Below are 17,244 nucleotides of genomic sequence, written 5' to 3' on the forward strand. Positions count from 1 at the left end.
TCCTGTTCAGTACAGGATAGCCAAGCGCGTCACCGGCGTCGGGGTTTGCAAGGGGGGAAAGGTAACGGCGGCGCTCAGCGTTTGCCCAGCAGCGGCGCCAGCGCCGGCCAGACGTTGTCGACCAGCCGAGCCTGCGCGCCGGCGACCGGGTGCAATTGGTCGGCCTGGAACAGCTCGGGCTTGTCGGCGATGCCGTCGAGCAGGAAGGGCGGCTGCGGCAGCTTGTACTGCTTGGCCAGCTCGGCGAACAGCGCGTCGAAGCGGCGGGTGTAGGGGCCGCCGAAATTGGGTGGCAGCCGCACCGCCACCAGCGCGACCTGGGCGCCGGCGCGGCGGCCCTGCTCGATCATGGCGGCCAGGTTGCCGCGCGCGGCCTCGACCGGCAGGCCGCGCAGGCCGTCGTTGGCGCCCAGCTCGATCAGCAGCACGTCGGGCTTGTGCGCCTTCAGCGCGGCCGGCAGCCGGGTCAGTCCGCCGGCGGTGGTCTCGCCCGACTGGCTGGCGTTCACCACCTTCCAGCCCTCGCCCAGCCGCTGCTGCAGCAATGCCGGCCAGGCCTCCTCGGCGCGCAGGCCGTAGCCGGCCGACAGGCTGTCGCCGAACACCAGGAGGCGCTTGGGCTCGGCCGCGGCGGCGGGCAGGACGAGGCCGAGGACGAGCAGCAGGGGAAGGAAGAAGCGGGCCATGGCGGGCGATCTCGTGGGGCGGCGAAACGGAAGGCGGATTGTGGTGGGCGGTGGCGCGGCGGGCAAGTGCGCGGGGCCTGGGCGTACGACCGGGGCGGCGCATCGGGTTCGCGGGCCGATCGATCGCCGCTCGCCGCCGTCGGGGGCGGCGGGGTCACGGCGGAGTGGAATAAGAAGCGCCGGTCAGCTCTCGCTCGACCGGCGCTCCCTCACCCTGCCCGCTCCCGGGGGAGAGGGTGGATGGCATCCGTTCCACCTTCCGTGCCTTGCTCAGCCATTCCCATTCCACGCTCGGGCGAAGGTATTCGGTATGAAGCGGAGCCGTGTTTCGGCATTTCACTACGGCTCGAGCAAGCCGCTGCACGATCGCCCCGCTCCAACCGGAGAGGGGCGGGAGGGAGCGACGGTCGACGGACATGCGACCGTCGCCCCCAGGCAGCCCCCTGCCCTCCCCGAGCAAAAGGCCGCGCGACGTCCCCTCGCAAAGCGCTAGCGCGCCACCGTCAGCAAGCGCGCATTGAGCCCGTCGCTGAGGCTGAACTCGAAGCTGCCGCCGCTCGGCAGCCCCGCCAGCGACAGCGCCGCCCGTCCGCCGCCCAGCCGGCTGGCCAGCACCGTGCGCGCGCCGCCGCTGCCGACATGCCGCACCGCCAGATAAGGCTGGCGCACCGCATCCCAGCCCAGCAGCAGTTGGCCGCCCGATTCGCGCCAGCTCAGCCCGGCGGCGACCGGCGCCGAACCCTGCTGCTGCGCGGCGGCCATCGGCGCCATGGCCAGCGTGGTCCCGCCGCGGCGCACCGCCAGCGCCGCGATGCGGCCCGGATCGGGCAGGCGCAGGCGGAAATGCCCGACCGCCGCGCCGCCCGGATGGTCGGCCACCGTCACCGGCTCGAACGGCAACAGCAGTTGCCCGCCGCCAGCCAGGGTCAGCACCAGCTGGTGATCGCCGCCGGCCGGCGGCGGCACCTCGCCGTGGCTGGCCTGCACCGGCTCGAACGCCACGCCGCGCGGACCGATCTCGCCGGCGATCTCGACCAGGTCGACCGGTGCCGAGAAGCCGGCCGCGCGCACCAGGCCCGAGCCCGAGCGGCCTTCGAGGTTGAGCTGGGCCTTGTAATAGCCGTAGTCGGAGAACCAGGTCCCGTCGCAATAGCTCATCACGTCGTGGTCGCCCTGCGGCTTCACCACCTGGCCGAGCCGGCCGTCGTACAGCGGCGCGGGGCCGAGGCCGCCGTCGGCATAGGGGAAGCCGGCCTCGCCCGCCACCCCGCACGGCGCATGCGGCCGGCCCAGGTTGTGGCCCATCTCGTGGGTCATGGTGCTCAGCACGAAGTCGAAGCGCGCATCGAGGCCGATCGCGGTGCGGCCCGGCACGTAGCCGATGCCGGCGGTGCCGCCGCCGAAGTCGGGCTCGGGCACGAAACCGTAGTAGAAGCGGTCGGCCGCCTCGGCCTCCTGCAGCCGGGCCACCTCGGCCAGCGCGGTGCCCCAGCCGTCGCGCACGCGCCGCACCGAGCTGACGCGGTAGGGCGAACGGAGCTTGACGTCGATGTCGACGCCGGCGACCGGGAACACCCGCTCGACCAGCTCGCGCACCTGCTCCGCCGTCGGCAGCTTGCCGGTCACCGCCGCGCCGGCGGCATCCTCGGTGATCAGCGGCACCAGCGTCAGGCGGAACACCGTCGGCGTGCCCACCGCCGGCTTCACCGTGGCGACCGCGCCGGCCGTGCTCTCGCGCGCCGGATCGGCCTCGACGCGCAGTTCCAGCGCAGCGCGCACCCAGCTCGGCGGCAGCGCGGCGGTGAAGCTCTGGCCCAGGTCGGCGTCGGCCACGCTGGCCGGCAGCTGGGCCGGGCCGCTCATGCGCACGGTGCCGAGCAGCTGGCCGCCGGCATAGGCCACCAGTTGCACCGCCGGGCTGGCCAGCTTGCCCGGCGCCACCACGCGGGCGCGCACCAGCGCGGCCTTGCCCGGCACCAGCCGCTGGTAGCCGCTGCCGGCCGCCTGCACATAGCTCTGCGCCACGTCGACGCGCGCCACGCTGATGGCCGGCAGCGCCGGCGTCGCACTCAGGGCGAAGTCGCCGGCGGCGATCCGCGCGGCGCCCGCGGCCAGCACCACCGCGCCGTTGCCGCCGGCCGGCACGGTGAAGCTCAGCGAGCCGGCGTCGCGCGCCACGATCGCGGCGGCCTTGCCGCCGACGCTGACCGACTCGACCGCCGCCAGCCCTTCGCCGCTCACCGTCACCCGCGTGCCGACCGGTCCGCCGGTCGGGTCGAGCCGGCTCACCGTGACCGGCGCCACCAGCTCGAACGCCGTCGCGCTGGCGACTTCGCTGCCGTCGGCGGCGACCAGCACCAGCGGGCCCGAGCGCGCGCCGGCCGGCACCTGCACCGTCAGCCGGGTCGCACTGCGGCTGGCCGGGCTGGCGCTCGCGCCGCCGAAGCGCACGGCGGCGACCTGCTCCAGGCCGGCGCCGTCGATGGCGAGCGTGCTGCCGACCGCGCCGCGCGCCGGGCTGAAGCCGGCAAGGGTCAGCAGCGGCAGTATCGTCACCGGCTGCGGCCAGGTCAGGCTGCGGCCCTGGCCGTAATCGAGCGTGAGATAGCCGCTGGTCGCGTCGCCCGGCAGCAGCAGGCCGATCTCGCCCGTGCCGTGGCTGGCCGGCGACAGCAGGCGGCCGGCCAGGCGGACGCCGACCACGCGGTCGAGATTGCGGCCGCGCAGCGTCAGCAGCTGGCCCGGCCGCAGCTGCAGCGGCGCCAGCGATTCGATCGTCGGGGCGTCGAGCAGCCGCAGCGGCGTGGCGCTCTGCACCACCTGGCCGTCGCCGGTCGACAGCTCGATCGGCGCGCTGACCACCCCGGTCGGCACCACGAAGCTCAGCGCGCCGTCGGACAGGCGCTTGAAGTCCACCGCGATGCGGCCGAGCCGGACCGCGGTCACCGCCGCGAAGCCGCTGCCGTCCAGCGTGACCACGCTGCCGGGTTCGGCCTGGGCCGGGCTGAAACCGGCGATGCGCACGGTCGGCGCGGCCGGTGCGGCCAGGTCGGCCGGTGCGAGGGTGGAGGAAGAAGCGGCCGGCTTGGCGCCGTCTTCGCCGCCGCCGCAGGCGGCCAGGGCGAGGAGTGCCGCGAGCGCGAGCGGGCGCCGGAGGAAGGGGATGGGCATCGGGAAGATCCGCGGTGAAAACGAGGAGGCGCCGCGGACCCGGCAGGCACAGGCGGGGGAAGGTCGCCTTGCCCGCGCCGATCCGAACGGCGCCGGGGGCGGATTATGTTTATGTCATATGCCAATGTCAATTAAAGCGCAGCCCGTCGCGCCGGGCCGCAGTCCATGCCTCGGCGGCGAACTTTGCCCCGCGGCTCCGCACCAAGCCGGCACGCGCCATCCGCGCTATGCTCCAGCAGCCCCGATTCCAGGTTCTCCAGCAGCCCGGGATTCCGGCTCCATGCAACGCGGGCCCGATCCCGCCCTCCCCCGCCGACGACCGCCGACATGCCCGACACCGCTTCCCTCGATGGCGCCGCCATCCTCGCCGCCCGCAACCTGGCCAAGACGGTCGGGCTGGACCACGACACGCTGACCATCCTCGACGACGTCAGCTTCGAACTGCCGCCCGCCAGCACGCTGGCCATCGTCGGCGCCTCCGGCTCGGGCAAGTCGACGCTGCTGGGCCTCTTGGCTGGGCTCGACACGCCCTCGCGCGGCGAGGTGACGCTGGCCGGCCGCGCGCTGTCGACGCTCGACGAGGACGGCCGCGCCGGCCTGCGCGCCGAAGCGGTCGGCTTCGTGTTCCAGAGCTTCCAGCTGTTGCCGGCGCTGAGCGCGCTCGACAACGTGGCGCTGCCGCTCGAACTGGTCGGCCGCGGCGACGCGCGGCGCGAGGCGGCCGCCCTGCTCGAACGGGTCGGCCTCGGCCCGCGGCTGCGCCACCGGCCGCGCGAGCTGTCGGGCGGCGAGCAGCAGCGCGTGGCGCTGGCGCGCGCCTTCGTCACCCGGCCCAAGCTGCTGTTCGCCGACGAGCCGACCGGCAATCTCGACACCCAGACCGGCGAACGCATCATCGACCTCCTGTTCGCGCTCAACGCCGAATCCGGCACCACCCTGGTCCTGGTGACCCACGACGAGCGGCTGGCGGCGCGCTGCGGCCGCCGGCTGCGGCTCGGCGGCGGCCGGGTGATCGCGCGGGAGGGCGTATGAGCGGCCGCTTCAACGGCTGGCGCCTGGCCTGGCGCTGGCTCCGGCGCGACCTGGCCGCCGGCGAGCTGACCGTGATGGCGATCGCCCTGGTGGTCGCCATCGCCGCCATGACCAGCGTCGGCTTCTTCACCGACCGCGTGCGCCAGGTGCTGCAGACCGAGGCCGACCAGCTGCTGGCGGCCGACCTGGTGCTGAACGCCGACCAGCCGGTACCGGCCGCCTTCGTCGCCGAGGCCGACCGCCGCGGCCTGCTGCGCGGCGCCACCGCCACCTTCCCGAGCATGGCGCAGACCGCCGAGCGCGCCCAGCTGGTCACGGTCAAGGCGGTCTCGGCCAGCTACCCGCTGCGCGGCGAGGTGAAGCTGGCACGCGGCGGCCGCGAGGTGAAGGCCGCCGGCGCGCCCAGGCCGGGCACCGCCTGGGCCGACCAGCGGTTGTTCGACGCGCTCGGCCTCGCGCCCGGCGCCACGCTGCAGCTGGGCGAGCGGCAATTCGTGCTGGCCGACGTGCTGGCGCGCGAGCCCGACGGCGCGATGGACCTCTACAACTTCGTGCCGCGGCTGCTGTTCAACGACGCCGACCTGGCCTCGACCCAGCTGATCCAGCCGGGCAGCCGGGTGCGCTACCGCATGCTGCTGGCCGGCGAGCGGCGCCAGATCGACGCCATGCGCGACTGGCTCAAGCCGCAGCTCGCGCGCGGCCAGCGGCTCGAAGACGTGCGCGAGGCGCGGCCGGAGATCAACACCTCGCTCAACCGCGCCGAGCGCTTCCTGCGCCTGTCGGCGCTGATCAGCGTATTCATGGCCGCCGCCGCCATCGCGCTGGCGGCGCGCCGCTACGTCGAGCGCCATCTCGACGCGGTCGCGCTGCTGCGCACGCTGGGACTGACCCAGCGCGGCATCGTCGCGCTGTTCCTGCGCCAGTACGCGCTGATGGCGGCGATCGCCATCGGCGCCGGCGTGGCGTCCGGCTGGCTGGCGCAGTTCGCGCTGGCGCATGCGCTGGCCGGCCTGTTCGAGACCGCGCTGCCGCCGGCCGGCCCGCTGCCGGCGCTGGCCGGCGCGGCGGTCGGCCTCACCCTCCTGCTGGGTTTCTGCCTGCCGCCGCTGCTGCGGCTCAAGGGCGTCTCGCCGCTGCGGGTGATCCGCCGCGACGCCACCCCGCCCGGCAATGCGCCGCTGGTGTTCGCGCTCGGCGCAGGCGCCTTGGCCGGGCTGATCGCCTGGCAGGCCGGCGACGCCACGCTGGCCGCCATCGCGCTCGGCGGCCTCGGCGGCACCGTGGCGCTGGCCGCGCTGGCGGCCTGGGGGCTGGTCTGGATCACGCCGAAGCTGCCGCTGCCGGGCCAGCTCGGCTGGCGCTTCGGCCTGGCCAACGTGGCGCGCCGGCGCGGCCTCAGCGTGGCCCAGATCGTCTCGCTCAGCCTCGGGCTGATGGCACTGATGCTGCTGACCGTGGTGCGCAACGACCTGCTGGCCGCCTGGGACCGTTCGGTGCCGGCCGATGCGCCGAACCGCTTCGTCATCAATATCCAGCCCGAGCAGCGCGAGCCGATCGGCCGCGCCTTCACCGCCGCCGGCCTGCCGGCGCCGACCTTCGCGCCGATGGTGCGGGCGCGGCTGACCGGCCTGCGCGGCCAGCCGGTGAAGCGCGACCAGTTCGCCGACGAGCGCGCGCGCCGGCTGGCCGAGCGCGAATTCAACCTGTCGTGGGGCGAATCGCCGCGCGACGACAACCGGGTGGTCGCCGGCGTGGCGGCCAGCGACGCGACGCCGGGCTGGTCGATCGAGGAGGGACTGGCGCAGACGCTGGGCGTGCGGGTCGGCGACCGGATGACCTTCGAGATCGGCGGCACGCCGTTCGACGCGCCGGTGGTGAGCCTGCGCAAGGTCGACTGGGATTCGTTCCGGGTCAATTTCTTCGTGGTCGGCAACCGCGCGCTGCTCGAGGGCCAGCCGGCCAGCTACGTGACCAGCTTCCACCTGCCCGACGTGCGGGCGGGCTTCGCCAGCGCGCTGTCGCGCCAGTTCCCCAACCTCACGGTGATCGACGTCTCGGTGATCCTGCGCGAGGTGCGCGGCGTGCTCGACCGGGTGCTCGGCGCGGTCGAGGTGGTGTTCCTGTTCAGCCTGGTCGCCGGCGTGGCGGTGCTGTACGCGGCGACCCTGGCCACCCACGACGAGCGCAAGCGCGAGGCCGCCATCCTGCGCACGCTCGGCGCCACCGGACGGACGGTGCGCCAGGCCGCCAGCGCCGAACTACTCTTGGTGGGCGGGCTGGCCGGCCTCTTGGCCGCCGCGGCGGCGCTCGGGCTCGGCTACGCGGCGGCGCGGCAGCTGTTCGAACTGCCGGCCGAAGTCAGCTGGTGGCTGCTGCCGGCGGGCCTGGCGGCCGGCGCGCTGGCCGCGCGGCTGGCGGCGGCGCCGCTGCTGGCCCGGGTGCTGAAGACCCCGCCCTTGCGCGCGCTGCGCTGACATCCGATTCCAACCAGGGGGACGCGCCTGCCAGCGGGCCGGCCCCGAACCGGAGACGACCGATGCCGACCTTTCGCCACCGCCTGCCGCCGCTGCTGGCCGCCGCCTTGTTGGGCAGCGCCCTGGCCGCCGGTGGCGGCGCCGGCGGCAAGGAGACGAACTACGGCGGCGGCTCGCGCGGCGAAGGCCGGGCCGGCGCCGACTGGACCCGCTCGCTGGCCGACCGCGACTTCCGCGACGCGGTCCAGCTGTCCGACTTCGGCGAATACGCGCGCGCCGTTCCCTTGCTCGAGCGCTATGTGGCGCGCGTGCCCGGCGATCCCAACGGCGAGAGCCAGCTAGCCTACGCCTACCGCAAGAGCGGCCGGCTCGCCGACGCCTTCGCCCACTACGCGCGGGCGCTGGCGCTCGATCCGGCCCACCGCGGCGCCCGCGCCTATCTCGGCGAAGCCCATCTGCAGGTCGGCGATCTGACCGCGGCCGAGGCGCAGTTGGCCGAGCTGGGCCAGCTGTGCTGGCTGCCGTGCGAGCAGTACGACGAACTCCGGCAGGCGATCGCCGATTACCGGAACCAACAGGCCGCGCCGACGCCATGAAGCCGGCCGGCACCACCCCGACCGCCGGCCCGATCCGGCGGCACCACCCGAGGAGAGTCCCCATGCGCATTCCATTGGCCGCCCTGGTCGCGGCCCTGGCATTCGGCCAGGCCGGCGCCGTCACCACCATCCGCACCGCGGCGCAGACCGAATCGGAACCGAAATACCTGCCGGCCGAGGACGGCAAGGGCATCCGCGGCCTGTGCGTCGACCTCTACCGCGCGATCGAGCAGGCCGACCCGAACCTGCGCTTCGTCGGCGACCAGGCCGCGCTGCCGCTCAAGCGGCTCGAGACCATGGTCGAGCGCGGCGAGCTCGACGCCTTCTGCGGCCTGGTCCGCAATGCCGAGCGCGAGGCGCGCTTCGTCTACGCCGAGCCGGCGCTGTACAACGTCGCCTACCGGGTCGCGATCCGCGCCGACGACCGCGTCTCGGTCGCCGGCTGGGACGACGTGCGCAAGCTCGGCGCCGACGGCATCCTGCTGGTCAACCAGGGCAGCGGCGCGGTCAAGCGGCTGGAGGAATTCGGCGGGCTGAAGATCGACGCCGGCGGCCGCACCACCGGCGAGAACCTCAGCAAGCTGCTGGCCGGCCGCGGCCGCTTCTACTACTACCGCACGCCGGGCCTCAAGGGCGAAATCCGCCGCGCCGGCCTCGCCGACAAGATCCGCATCCTGCCGGCGACGCTCGACGTCACGCCGTTCTATCTGCTGTTCAACAAGGCGGTGCCGCGCGCCACCGTCGAGGCGGTCAACCGCGCGCTGGCGCAGTTGCAGGCGCGCGGAGAGCTGGCGCGGATACTCGATCGCTGGGACGACGAGTAGCCGGGCGGCACACGCCATCAGGTCAGACAAACCGGGGTCGCAGGAGCGGCTTCAGCCGCGAATCGCCGGCGAGGCCGCTGCGACCATTCGCGGCAGAAGCCGCTCATGCGGTGAGCTTTCGTAGGTCGGGCTTTACGCCCGACGCCGCCGCCGATAAAGATCGCGATCGGGCACAAAGCCCATACAGGCCGGCCCGATCTGTTCCACCCGATGAGCCGGCGGCTGCCGCCGCAACGGCCGCTGCCATCGCCCCGGCGGCACTACGGCCGCCGCGCCTCGTACCGCAACTCCGCCAGCCCATCCCGATCCACGCCCTCGCCGCAGAGGACGAAGCCGAGCCGCAGCAGCAGCGCGATCGACGCCGCATTGGCCGGATCGACGGTGGCCAGCACGCGCGCCAGCTCGCTCTCGCGCCAGGCCCAGTCCAGCATGCCGCGCACCAGCTCGGTCGCGTAGCCGCGGCCCCAGCGGTCGGGCGCCAGCGCATAGATGATCTCGGCCTCGTCCTCGCCCGGCGTGTCCTCGCTGCGGATCAGGCCGGCCCAGCCGATCGGCCGGCCGCCGGCGCGCTCGACCACCGCATGGGTGCCGAAACCCCAGCGCGCGATGTTCTGGTTGGCGCGCTCGATCCAGACCGCGGTGCGGGCGCGGTCGAGCACGCTACCGTCGCCGACCCAGCGCATCACCGCCGCATCGGCGGTCAACGCGGCGAAGTCGTCGAGGTCTTCCGCGCGCCAGGCGCGCAATTGCAACCGTTCAGTTCCCAGCCAGCTTGCCATTGTTAAGGTGGTCCGCGTGTTCCCGTAAGGCCGGGCGACCGGCCGATTTTCCGACAAGGAGTCGAACATGCCTACCTTCAGCAAAACGCTCGTTTCCAGCCTGGCCAGCGCCTCGCTGCTGGCCGGCCTGATGGCCCTGAGCCCGGCCGCGCTGGCCGACCGCGATCACGAGCGCGACCGCCACCACGAGCGCCACGACCGCCGCGACGATCGCCATGACCGCCACGACAACCGCTACGACCGCATGCACCGGCCGGATCGCGTGGTGGTGGTGAAGCGGCCGCCGCGCGGCCACCGGGTGGTCGAGTACCACGGCGACCGCTACTACTACGGCGGCGGCCGCTGGTACCGGCCGCAGGGTCCGGACTACGTGGTGGTGCGGCCGCCGATCGGCATCACCCTCTCCTTCCTGCCGACCGGCTACGTGCAGCGCAGCTGGCGCGGCACCCGCTACTACGTGCACGACAACGTCTACTACCGGCGTGCAGGCCGCAGCTACGTGGTGGTGGAGCGGCCCTGGTAAGCGGTCGCGCCGGAGCCCCTTCATGGCGGTAGGTCGGACTTCATTCCGACGGCGATCTCGCTCGGCGACGCCGTCGGCATGAAGTCCGACCTACGATCTACCGCAGCCGGTTGAGCAGCGCGGATGATCCCGTCCATGGATACTGGTGGTACGCGGCGGTTTACAGCCTTTTACATCTGCGCGGCAGCGGACAAAGCCGAGCAACGCCCCGGTGCTAGGCTGTGTCGGTAGCCAGCGCCGGGACCGACGGACGACTGGTGCCCCCTCCCCTTCCGGATCGACGTACACGACCATGCCTACCCTACCGCTTCGCCCCATCGGCCGGCTGCTGCTGGCCGTTTCGATCGCTACCGCGCTGGCCGCCTGCGCCACGCCGCGACGCCAGTACCGCATGACGCAGCCGCCGGCCGAACGGCCGGCGCCGGTGTCGAGCAAGGTCTACTTCTATCCGGAGCGCGGTCAGAGCGCCGAGCAGCAGGACCGCGACCGCTACGAATGCAATGCCTGGGCCGTGAAGGAAAGCGGTTTCGATCCGAGCCTGCCGCCGCGGCCGGGCATGCGCCGCCGCGTCGCGGTGGTACCGGCGCCGGAACCGGGCCGCGACACGGCGGTCGGTGCGGTGACCGGCGCCATGATCGGCGCGGTGGCGGCCGATCGCCACCATTCGGCCGAGGGTGCGGCGGTGGGCGCACTGGCCGGCGCGGTGCTCGGCGCGATCTCGGACCAGCAGCGGCAGGACGCCGCCGACGCGGCGCTCAGCGCGGCCGAGGCGCGGCAGCAGCGCAGCGAGGCGCTCGAACGGGGTAGCGTCGAATCATATCGGCGGGCGATGAGCGCCTGCCTCGGCGGCCGTGGCTACACGGTCCGCTAGCCGGGCGGCGATGCCGTCCTCCAAGGAGCAGTCATGAACACTGGATTACGCCGGGCCGTCCTGTTCGGCCTCGCATTGAGCACCTTCGGCCTCGCCGCTGCGCCTGCCCTGGCCGAGCCGACCGACGAGCATTTCCGCCGGAACCAGGACCGCTACGACCGCGCCAAGCCGGACCGGCCGCAGCCGACCCAGCCGGAGACGCGGCCGCCCGAACGGCCCAGCCAGCCGGAGCGGCCCGATCGTCCGACGCCGCCGGGCGGCAACACCCAACCGGTGCCGGGCCGGCCCCAGCCCTGGCGCGATCCGCCGGCGCAGCCGCGGCCGCCGCAGGTGATCAGCCCCGGCTACGATCCCGGCCGCCACTACTACCCCGGCCACCACTACCGTCCGCGCCCGCACTACGTGGTGCGGCCGAGCTTCGGCACGCGAATCACCATCCTGCCGCCCGGCTACCGCACGCTGTGGTACGGCGGCCTGACCTACTACGTGGTCGACGACATCTACTATCGGCGCGAGCCCAATGGCTACGTGGTGGTCGAGCGGCCCGACTACGACGACCGCGAAATGGCGGTGAGCGGCAGCCCGGACGAAGAAGAGCTGTTCGTCTACCCCAACCGCAACCAGGACGAGAAGCAGCAGGCACTGGACCGCTACGAATGCCATCGCTGGGCGGTGAAGCAGACCGGCTACGACCCGACCGAACCGATGGGCGGCGTCGAGGCATCCGAAGCCTGGCAGAAGCGCGCCGATTATCGGCGGGCGCAGGGGGCTTGCCTCGAGGGCGGGGGTATACGGTGCGCTGAGGCGCGGAGCCTGAATGTCCTCGATCGCCCCCTGCGAGATGACCGAGGAGGCGAGCTAGATCGCTCTCCGTAGAACCAGCCCTCACCCCCACCCCTCTCCCGCGCGCGGGAGAGGGGCTATTTACGCCAGCTCGATCGCCAATCCGCTGAGCAACGAATTAGCGGCGCTCCCTCACCCCAACCCCTCTCCCGGAGGGGAGGGGCTAAAACCGGTACCTTCACCAGCAGCATCGGCTCGTTGCTAGCTGACGCTCATCATCATGCGAACGAGCGTCAGCGAGGCTCCCTCGCGGCGGCGACTGCCGAAGTTCTTGGCGAGCTTGCGAGCCTAGAACTCGTGCGTGTCGGAACGACTGGCGGGGAGGCGGGGGAATCAGGGGTGAGCCGCTGCACGGGGCTCACCAAAGACCAACGCCCGGCTCCGCCGGGCGCTGCGCTACACATTCAGCCATCTCGGCAGCCCGCAAGCCGCACAAGGCTCACGATCACACGAACATCCCGCCCGAAGCCTCGATCCGCTGCGCATTGACCCAGCGATTGTCGTCCGACAGCAGCGCGGCCACCACGCCGCCGATGTCGTCCGGCAGGCCGACCCGGCCCAGCGCGGTCTGCGAGGCGATGAAGGCGTTGATCTCGGCGTTGTCGCGCACCGCGCCGCCGCCGAAGTCGGTCTCGATCGCGCCGGGCGCCACGGTGTTGACCGCGATGCCGCGCGGGCCGAGCTCCTTGGCCAGGTAGCGGGTCAGCACCTCGACCGCGCCCTTCATCGCCGCGTAGGCCGCATAGCCCGGCAGCGCGAAGCGGGTCAGCCCGGTCGAGACGTTGACGATGCGGCCGCCGTCGGCGATTAGCGGCAGCAGCGCCTGGGTCAGGAAGAACACGCCGCGGAAGTGGATGTTCACCAGTTGGTCGAACTGCGCCTCGCTGGTCTCGGCGAACGGCGCGTGCACGCCGACGCCGGCGTTGTTGACCAGGAAGTCGAAGCGCTCGCGCTGCCAGTGGGTATGCAGCGCCACCTTCACCGCCGCCGCGAACGGGCCGTGGCTGGTGGGATCGGAGAGGTCCAGCTGCAAGGCCAGCGCGCGGCCGCCGAGCTTTTCGATCTCGGCTACCACCGCGGCGGCCTCGTCCTTGCGGCTGCGGTAGCTGAGGATCACGTCGATGCCGCGGGCGGCGAGCTTGAGTGCGGCATTGCGGCCCAGGCCACGGCTGCCGCCGGTCACGATGGCGATCTGCTTGTTCATGTTCGGCTCCATTCAATCGGTCGGTTCGGAGGGATGCCCGAAACGTGAACGCAGCTTATTGCCGCCAGCAGAACCAATAAACCGGCCAAATCCGATTAGACTGTCTCAAGTTCGCGAACAGTCATCAGGGGAGACGAGGCATGGACCAGCTCGATGCGATGCAGATCTATGTGCGGGTGGCCGAGCTATCGAGCTTCACCCAGGCGGCCGAGAGCATGGGCCTGCCCAAGGCCAGCATCTCGTCGGCGGTGCAGCAGCTCGAAAGCCAGCTCGGCACCCGGCTCCTGCACCGCACCACCCGCAAGGTGCAGATGACGCAGGACGGCCAGGCCTTCTACGAGCGCAGCAAGGATCTGCTGGCCGACATGGACGAGCTGCAGACCATGTTCCTGGCCGGCCAGGCCGACCTGACCGGCCGGTTGCGCGTCGACATGCCCAACGGCATCGCCCAGCACATCGTGATGCCGCAGCTGCCGGCCTTCCTCGCCGCGCACCCCAAGCTCGAGGTCGAGCTCGGCAGCACCGACCGCCGGGTCGACCTGGTGCGCGAAGGCTTCGACTGCGTGCTGCGGGTCGGCACGCTGGCCGATTCGAGCCTGATCGCGCGGCCGCTCGGCCATTTCCGCCTGCTCAACTGCGCCAGCCGCGACTACCTGAGCCGACGCGGCACCCCCAGGCGGTTGGAGGACCTGGTGGCGCATTCGCTGATCCACTACGTCCCCGTCCTCGGCGCGCGCTCGGCCGGCTTCGAATACCTCGACCCGGCCAGCGGCGAGACGCGCTTCCTCGCCATGGCCGGCGCGGTCACCGTCAACAATTCCGACGCCTACATGGCCGGCTGCCTGGCCGGCCTGGGCCTGATCCAGGTGCCCGAGGTCGGCGTGGGCAAGCACCTGGCCAGCGGCCAACTGGTCGAGGTGCTGCCCGACTGGCGCGCCGCGCCGATGCCGGTCTCGCTGCTGTACGCCAACCGCCGCCAGCTGCCGCGCCGGGTCCAGGCCTTCATGGCCTGGATCGCCGAGGTGATGCAGCCGCACCTGGCCTGAGCGGACCGGCCCAAGCAAAACGGCCGGCATGCGCCGGCCGTTCCGTTCGTCGGTCGAAACCGGATCAGCTGCCGAGGTGCTTGGCGAAGAAGCGTTCCATCGCCTCGTAGGCGTCGAAGCGGTTCTCCTGGTTGGCGAAGCCGTGGCCCTCGTTCTCCTTGACGATGTACTCGACCTCGACGCCGCGCTTCTTCAGCGCATCGACGATCTGGTCGCTCTCGGCGATGTTCACGCGCGGATCCTTGGCACCCTGCAGCACCAACAGCGGCGCCTTGATCTTGTCGACGTGGAACACCGGCGAGGCCGCTTCCATCTGCGCCGTGTCCTTCTCCGGATTGCCGACCATCTCGTACATCATCTCGAGATAGGGCTTCCAGTACGGCGGGATGGTCTTCATGAAGGTGAACAGGTTGCTCACCCCGACGTAGTCGACGCCGCAGGCGTACAGCTCGGGCGAGAAGGTCAGGCCGGCCAGCGTGGCGTAGCCGCCGTAGCTGCCGCCGTAGATGCAGACGCGCTTGGCGTCGGCCACGCCATCCTTGACCAGTTGCTGCACGCCGTCGCTGACGTCGTCCTGCATGGTCTTGCCCCACTGCTTGAACGAAGCCTGCCAGAACTGCTTGCCGTAGCCGGTCGAGCCGCGGAAGTTCATCTGCAGCACCGCGTAGCCGCGGTTGGCGAGGAACTGCACCTCGGGGTTGAAGCCCCAGCTGTCGCGCGCCCACGGGCCGCCGTGCGGGTTGACGATCACCGGCAGGTTCTTGGCCTCCTTGCCGGCCGGCAGCGTCAGGTAGCCGTGGATGGTCAGACCGTCGCGGCTCTTGTATTCGATCGGCTTCATCGTCGCCATCTGCTGCTCGTTCAGCCAGGGCGAGACGTCGGCCAGCTTCTCCAGCTTGTCGGCCTTCGGGTCGTAGTAGTAGCGCGTGCCGCGGGTGCGGTCGTTCCAGGCCGCCACGATCCAGGCGTCCTCGTTGCGGTTGCCGGTCAGGTTCACCTCGTAGCCGGGCAGCTTGGCCTCGATCTTCTTCACCAGCGTTTCCATCTGCTTGTCGAAGAAGTGGCGCTCCGGCTTGCTGGTCTCGAAGGCGGCCAGCGTCAGCACCTTGCGCTTCTTCGAGTAGCGCAGGGTTTCGACGTCGACGTCGTCGCGCTGGTAGACCACCTTCAGTTCCTTGCCGCTGGCCGGGTCGAGCTCGACGATGGACTGCTTGTCGCGGCCGAGGTTGGAGGCCGCGTAGAGGCGCTTGTTGTCGAAGGTGAAGAACAGCGGCACCACCGAATCCTTGAAGCTGGTGGTCAGCACCGCCTTGAACGGCGAGGCCTCGTCCTTGCGGAACAGCAGCGAGGTGGTCACGCCGTCGGTGGCGGTCGCCACCCGGATGCGGCCGGCGTGGTCGGTCACCCAGCCGGTGATGTTGCCGGGGTTCTCGGCCACCAGCTTCATCTCGCCGGTCTTCACGTTGAGCCGGTAGGCATCGAAGATTTCGGGGTTGCGCTTGTTGAGGCCGACCAGCACGTCGGTCGGGTGGTCCTCGAGGTCGTCGATCAGCTCGACGCGCACCTTGTCGAACGGGGTCAGGTCGCGCGTGGCCTTGCCGTCGCGGTCGACCGCGAACAGGTGGAAGTTCTCGTCGCCGCCGTTGTCCTTGAGGAACAGCAGGTGGTCGTCGCCTTTCCAGAAGTACTGGCGGATGTCGCGGTCCTGCACCTCGGTCACCCGGCGGGCCTCGCCGCCGCGCGGCATCACGTGGATGTTGAGGCGGTTCTGGTAGCCCTGGGTGAAGGAGATGTACTTGCCGTTGGGCGAGAGCTGGAAATTGGTCTTGTCGGGATTCTTGAAGAAATCGCGCACCGGGATCTTGGGCACGGCGACGGCTTCGGCAAAGGCCGCGGCGGGAGCGGCGGCGAGCAGGCCGGCCATGCCGGCGACGAGGATACGTTTCATGGAGCCTCCAGAGATGGTCACCGGATGGGGTGATCGGGGGACTATAAACATACTAGTTGGTATGCTCAATTCCGGCGCGTAGCGCTGCGGCTTCGACGCGACAAAGATGTGAGGAGTAAGGCGTGAGGGGTGAGGTGTAACCCCATCCCCCTCCCAACCTCCCCCTTGAAGGGGAGGAGCAGGGTGCGCCAATTCGACTGGCAGTGATCGTCGAACGTGTCGCAATGCCGCTCCCTCCCCTTCAAGGGGAGGGCTGGGGTGGGGATGGGGTTACACCTCACGCCTAACCCCTCACCCCTCACACCTCACCCATCAGCTCTTCCCCAGGCATTCCGCCAGCGAAGCCTCGATCTCCGCCCGCAGCCACCCGCGCAGCGCCTCGATCGCCGGCTCGTGCCGGCGCGCGCGCGGGCAGGCGAACCAGTAGCGGTAGTCGGTCTTGATCAGGAGATCGGGAAACGGCGTGACCAGCCGGCCGTGGCGCAGGTCGTCGGCGATCAACAGCGGGTCGGCGATCGCTACGCCCAGGCCCTGCCCGGCCACGTTGGCCGCCATGTCGCTCAGTTCGAAGCTCGGCCCCGAGGCGAGCGCCGGGTGGCTCACCCCGGCCAGCGCCAGCCAGGCGCGCCAGTCGGCGTGGTCGGGGCTCAGGTGGATCAGCGCCTCGCCGGCAAGGTCGGCCGGCGTGCGCAGCCGCGCCGCCAGCGCCGGCGCGCAGGCCGGTGTCAGCTCCTCGTTGAACAGCAGCTCGGTATGGCAATCGGCCGGCTCCTGCGTGCCGGCCACGATGGCGGCGTCGAAATCCTCGCGCTCGAAATGGATCTGGCTGAACGAGGCAGTGCTCATGCGCACCTCGATCTCCGGATGGCGCGCCTGGAAATCGGGCAGCCGCGGCAGGAACCAGCGCAGGGCCAGCGTCGGCGGAAGCTTGAACTTGAGGTCGGTCGGCCGCTCGGCCAGCGCGTCGACCGCGCGGCGGATGCCGTCGAAGGCCTGCTCGACCGCCGGCAGCAGCCGCTGGCCGGCCACCGTCAGCTCGATGCCGCGTGCCTGCCGCACGAACAGCGCGGTGCCGAGGTGCTCCTCGAGCTGGCGCACCTGGCGGCTGACCGCGCTCTGGGTGACGAACAGCGTCTCGGCCGCGCGGCTCATATTGCGGGTGCGCGCCACCACGCTGAACACGTGCAGCGCATCGAGCGGGGGAAGGCGTTTCACGACGGCACTCCAGCCATGCTTTAAACGCATAG

At 71.6% G+C, this 17,244-nt stretch carries 14 protein-coding genes; 8 read left to right on the top strand and 6 right to left on the bottom strand.

Annotated elements, in window-relative coordinates:
• Window positions 1–74: 74 nt before the first annotated feature.
• Entirely contained in the window at window positions 75–686 is a 612-nt protein-coding gene (locus tag H9L41_RS19970) for an arylesterase (protein ID WP_028444924.1), read from the bottom strand.
• 489 nt (window positions 687–1,175) lie between these two features.
• Window positions 1,176–3,857, bottom strand: coding sequence for an IPT/TIG domain-containing protein (locus tag H9L41_RS19975; RefSeq protein WP_028444923.1), 2,682 nt, complete (start codon window positions 3,855–3,857; stop codon window positions 1,176–1,178).
• Between the two features lie 327 nt (window positions 3,858–4,184).
• Between H9L41_RS19975 and H9L41_RS19980 the strand changes: the two genes are divergently transcribed.
• The 4 genes from H9L41_RS19980 (at window position 4,185) to H9L41_RS19995 (ending at window position 8,783) form a co-directional block, all read left to right on the top strand.
• Window positions 4,185–4,889: an ABC transporter ATP-binding protein gene (locus H9L41_RS19980; RefSeq protein WP_028444922.1), complete on the top strand. Its 705-nt coding sequence runs from the start codon at window positions 4,185–4,187 to the stop codon at window positions 4,887–4,889.
• Window positions 4,886–7,363 (top strand): ABC transporter permease, encoded by a 2,478-nt coding sequence (locus tag H9L41_RS19985; RefSeq protein WP_028444921.1) that lies wholly within the window; start codon window positions 4,886–4,888, stop codon window positions 7,361–7,363. The genes H9L41_RS19980 and H9L41_RS19985 overlap by 4 nt, the downstream gene beginning before the upstream one ends.
• Window positions 7,364–7,425: 62 nt before the next feature.
• Window positions 7,426–7,959, top strand: a complete 534-nt coding sequence (locus H9L41_RS19990) for a tetratricopeptide repeat protein (protein ID WP_051318735.1) — start codon at window positions 7,426–7,428, stop codon at window positions 7,957–7,959.
• 62 nt (window positions 7,960–8,021) lie between these two features.
• Window positions 8,022–8,783 carry a substrate-binding periplasmic protein gene (locus H9L41_RS19995; RefSeq protein WP_034606081.1) on the top strand — a complete coding sequence of 254 codons (762 nt, stop codon included), beginning with the start codon at window positions 8,022–8,024 and terminating at the stop codon, window positions 8,781–8,783.
• A 260-nt stretch (window positions 8,784–9,043) separates the two neighbouring features.
• On the opposite strand, the gene H9L41_RS20000 is transcribed toward H9L41_RS19995, so the two are convergent.
• Window positions 9,044–9,562 carry a GNAT family N-acetyltransferase gene (locus tag H9L41_RS20000; RefSeq protein ID WP_169730143.1) on the bottom strand — a complete coding sequence of 173 codons (519 nt, stop codon included), beginning with the start codon at window positions 9,560–9,562 and terminating at the stop codon, window positions 9,044–9,046.
• A gap of 67 nt (window positions 9,563–9,629) precedes the next feature.
• On the opposite strand from H9L41_RS20000, the gene H9L41_RS20005 reads away from it, so the two are divergent.
• From H9L41_RS20005 to H9L41_RS20015, 3 genes are all read left to right on the top strand, one after another.
• Window positions 9,630–10,085, top strand: coding sequence for a DUF6515 family protein (locus H9L41_RS20005; RefSeq protein WP_028444919.1), 456 nt, complete (start codon window positions 9,630–9,632; stop codon window positions 10,083–10,085).
• Window positions 10,086–10,377: 292 nt separating this feature from the next.
• Window positions 10,378–10,956, top strand: coding sequence for a YMGG-like glycine zipper-containing protein (locus H9L41_RS20010; RefSeq protein ID WP_028444918.1), 579 nt, complete (start codon window positions 10,378–10,380; stop codon window positions 10,954–10,956).
• A gap of 33 nt (window positions 10,957–10,989) precedes the next feature.
• Entirely contained in the window at window positions 10,990–11,832 is an 843-nt protein-coding gene (locus H9L41_RS20015; RefSeq protein WP_187523549.1) for a hypothetical protein, read from the top strand.
• A gap of 412 nt (window positions 11,833–12,244) precedes the next feature.
• Here the strand turns inward: H9L41_RS20015 and H9L41_RS20020 are convergent, their stop codons facing one another.
• A complete protein-coding gene (locus H9L41_RS20020) occupies window positions 12,245–13,003 on the bottom strand; it encodes an SDR family oxidoreductase (protein ID WP_028444917.1) in 759 nt (252 codons plus the stop codon).
• 140 nt (window positions 13,004–13,143) lie between these two features.
• On the opposite strand from H9L41_RS20020, the gene H9L41_RS20025 reads away from it, so the two are divergent.
• Window positions 13,144–14,049 carry a LysR family transcriptional regulator gene (locus H9L41_RS20025; RefSeq protein WP_028444916.1) on the top strand — a complete coding sequence of 302 codons (906 nt, stop codon included), beginning with the start codon at window positions 13,144–13,146 and terminating at the stop codon, window positions 14,047–14,049.
• A 64-nt stretch (window positions 14,050–14,113) separates the two neighbouring features.
• On the opposite strand, the gene H9L41_RS20030 is transcribed toward H9L41_RS20025, so the two are convergent.
• Both H9L41_RS20030 and H9L41_RS20035 read right to left on the bottom strand, forming a co-directional pair.
• Window positions 14,114–15,997 carry a S9 family peptidase gene (locus H9L41_RS20030; RefSeq protein ID WP_034606080.1) on the bottom strand — a complete coding sequence of 628 codons (1,884 nt, stop codon included), beginning with the start codon at window positions 15,995–15,997 and terminating at the stop codon, window positions 14,114–14,116.
• Window positions 15,998–16,309: 312 nt separating this feature from the next.
• Window positions 16,310–17,212 (bottom strand): LysR substrate-binding domain-containing protein, encoded by a 903-nt coding sequence (locus H9L41_RS20035; RefSeq protein ID WP_028444914.1) that lies wholly within the window; start codon window positions 17,210–17,212, stop codon window positions 16,310–16,312.
• Window positions 17,213–17,244 lie beyond the last annotated feature (32 nt).

It is taken from the genome of Chitinimonas koreensis (genome assembly GCF_014353015.1).
Taxonomy (GTDB): domain Bacteria; phylum Pseudomonadota; class Gammaproteobacteria; order Burkholderiales; family Chitinimonadaceae; genus Chitinimonas; species Chitinimonas koreensis.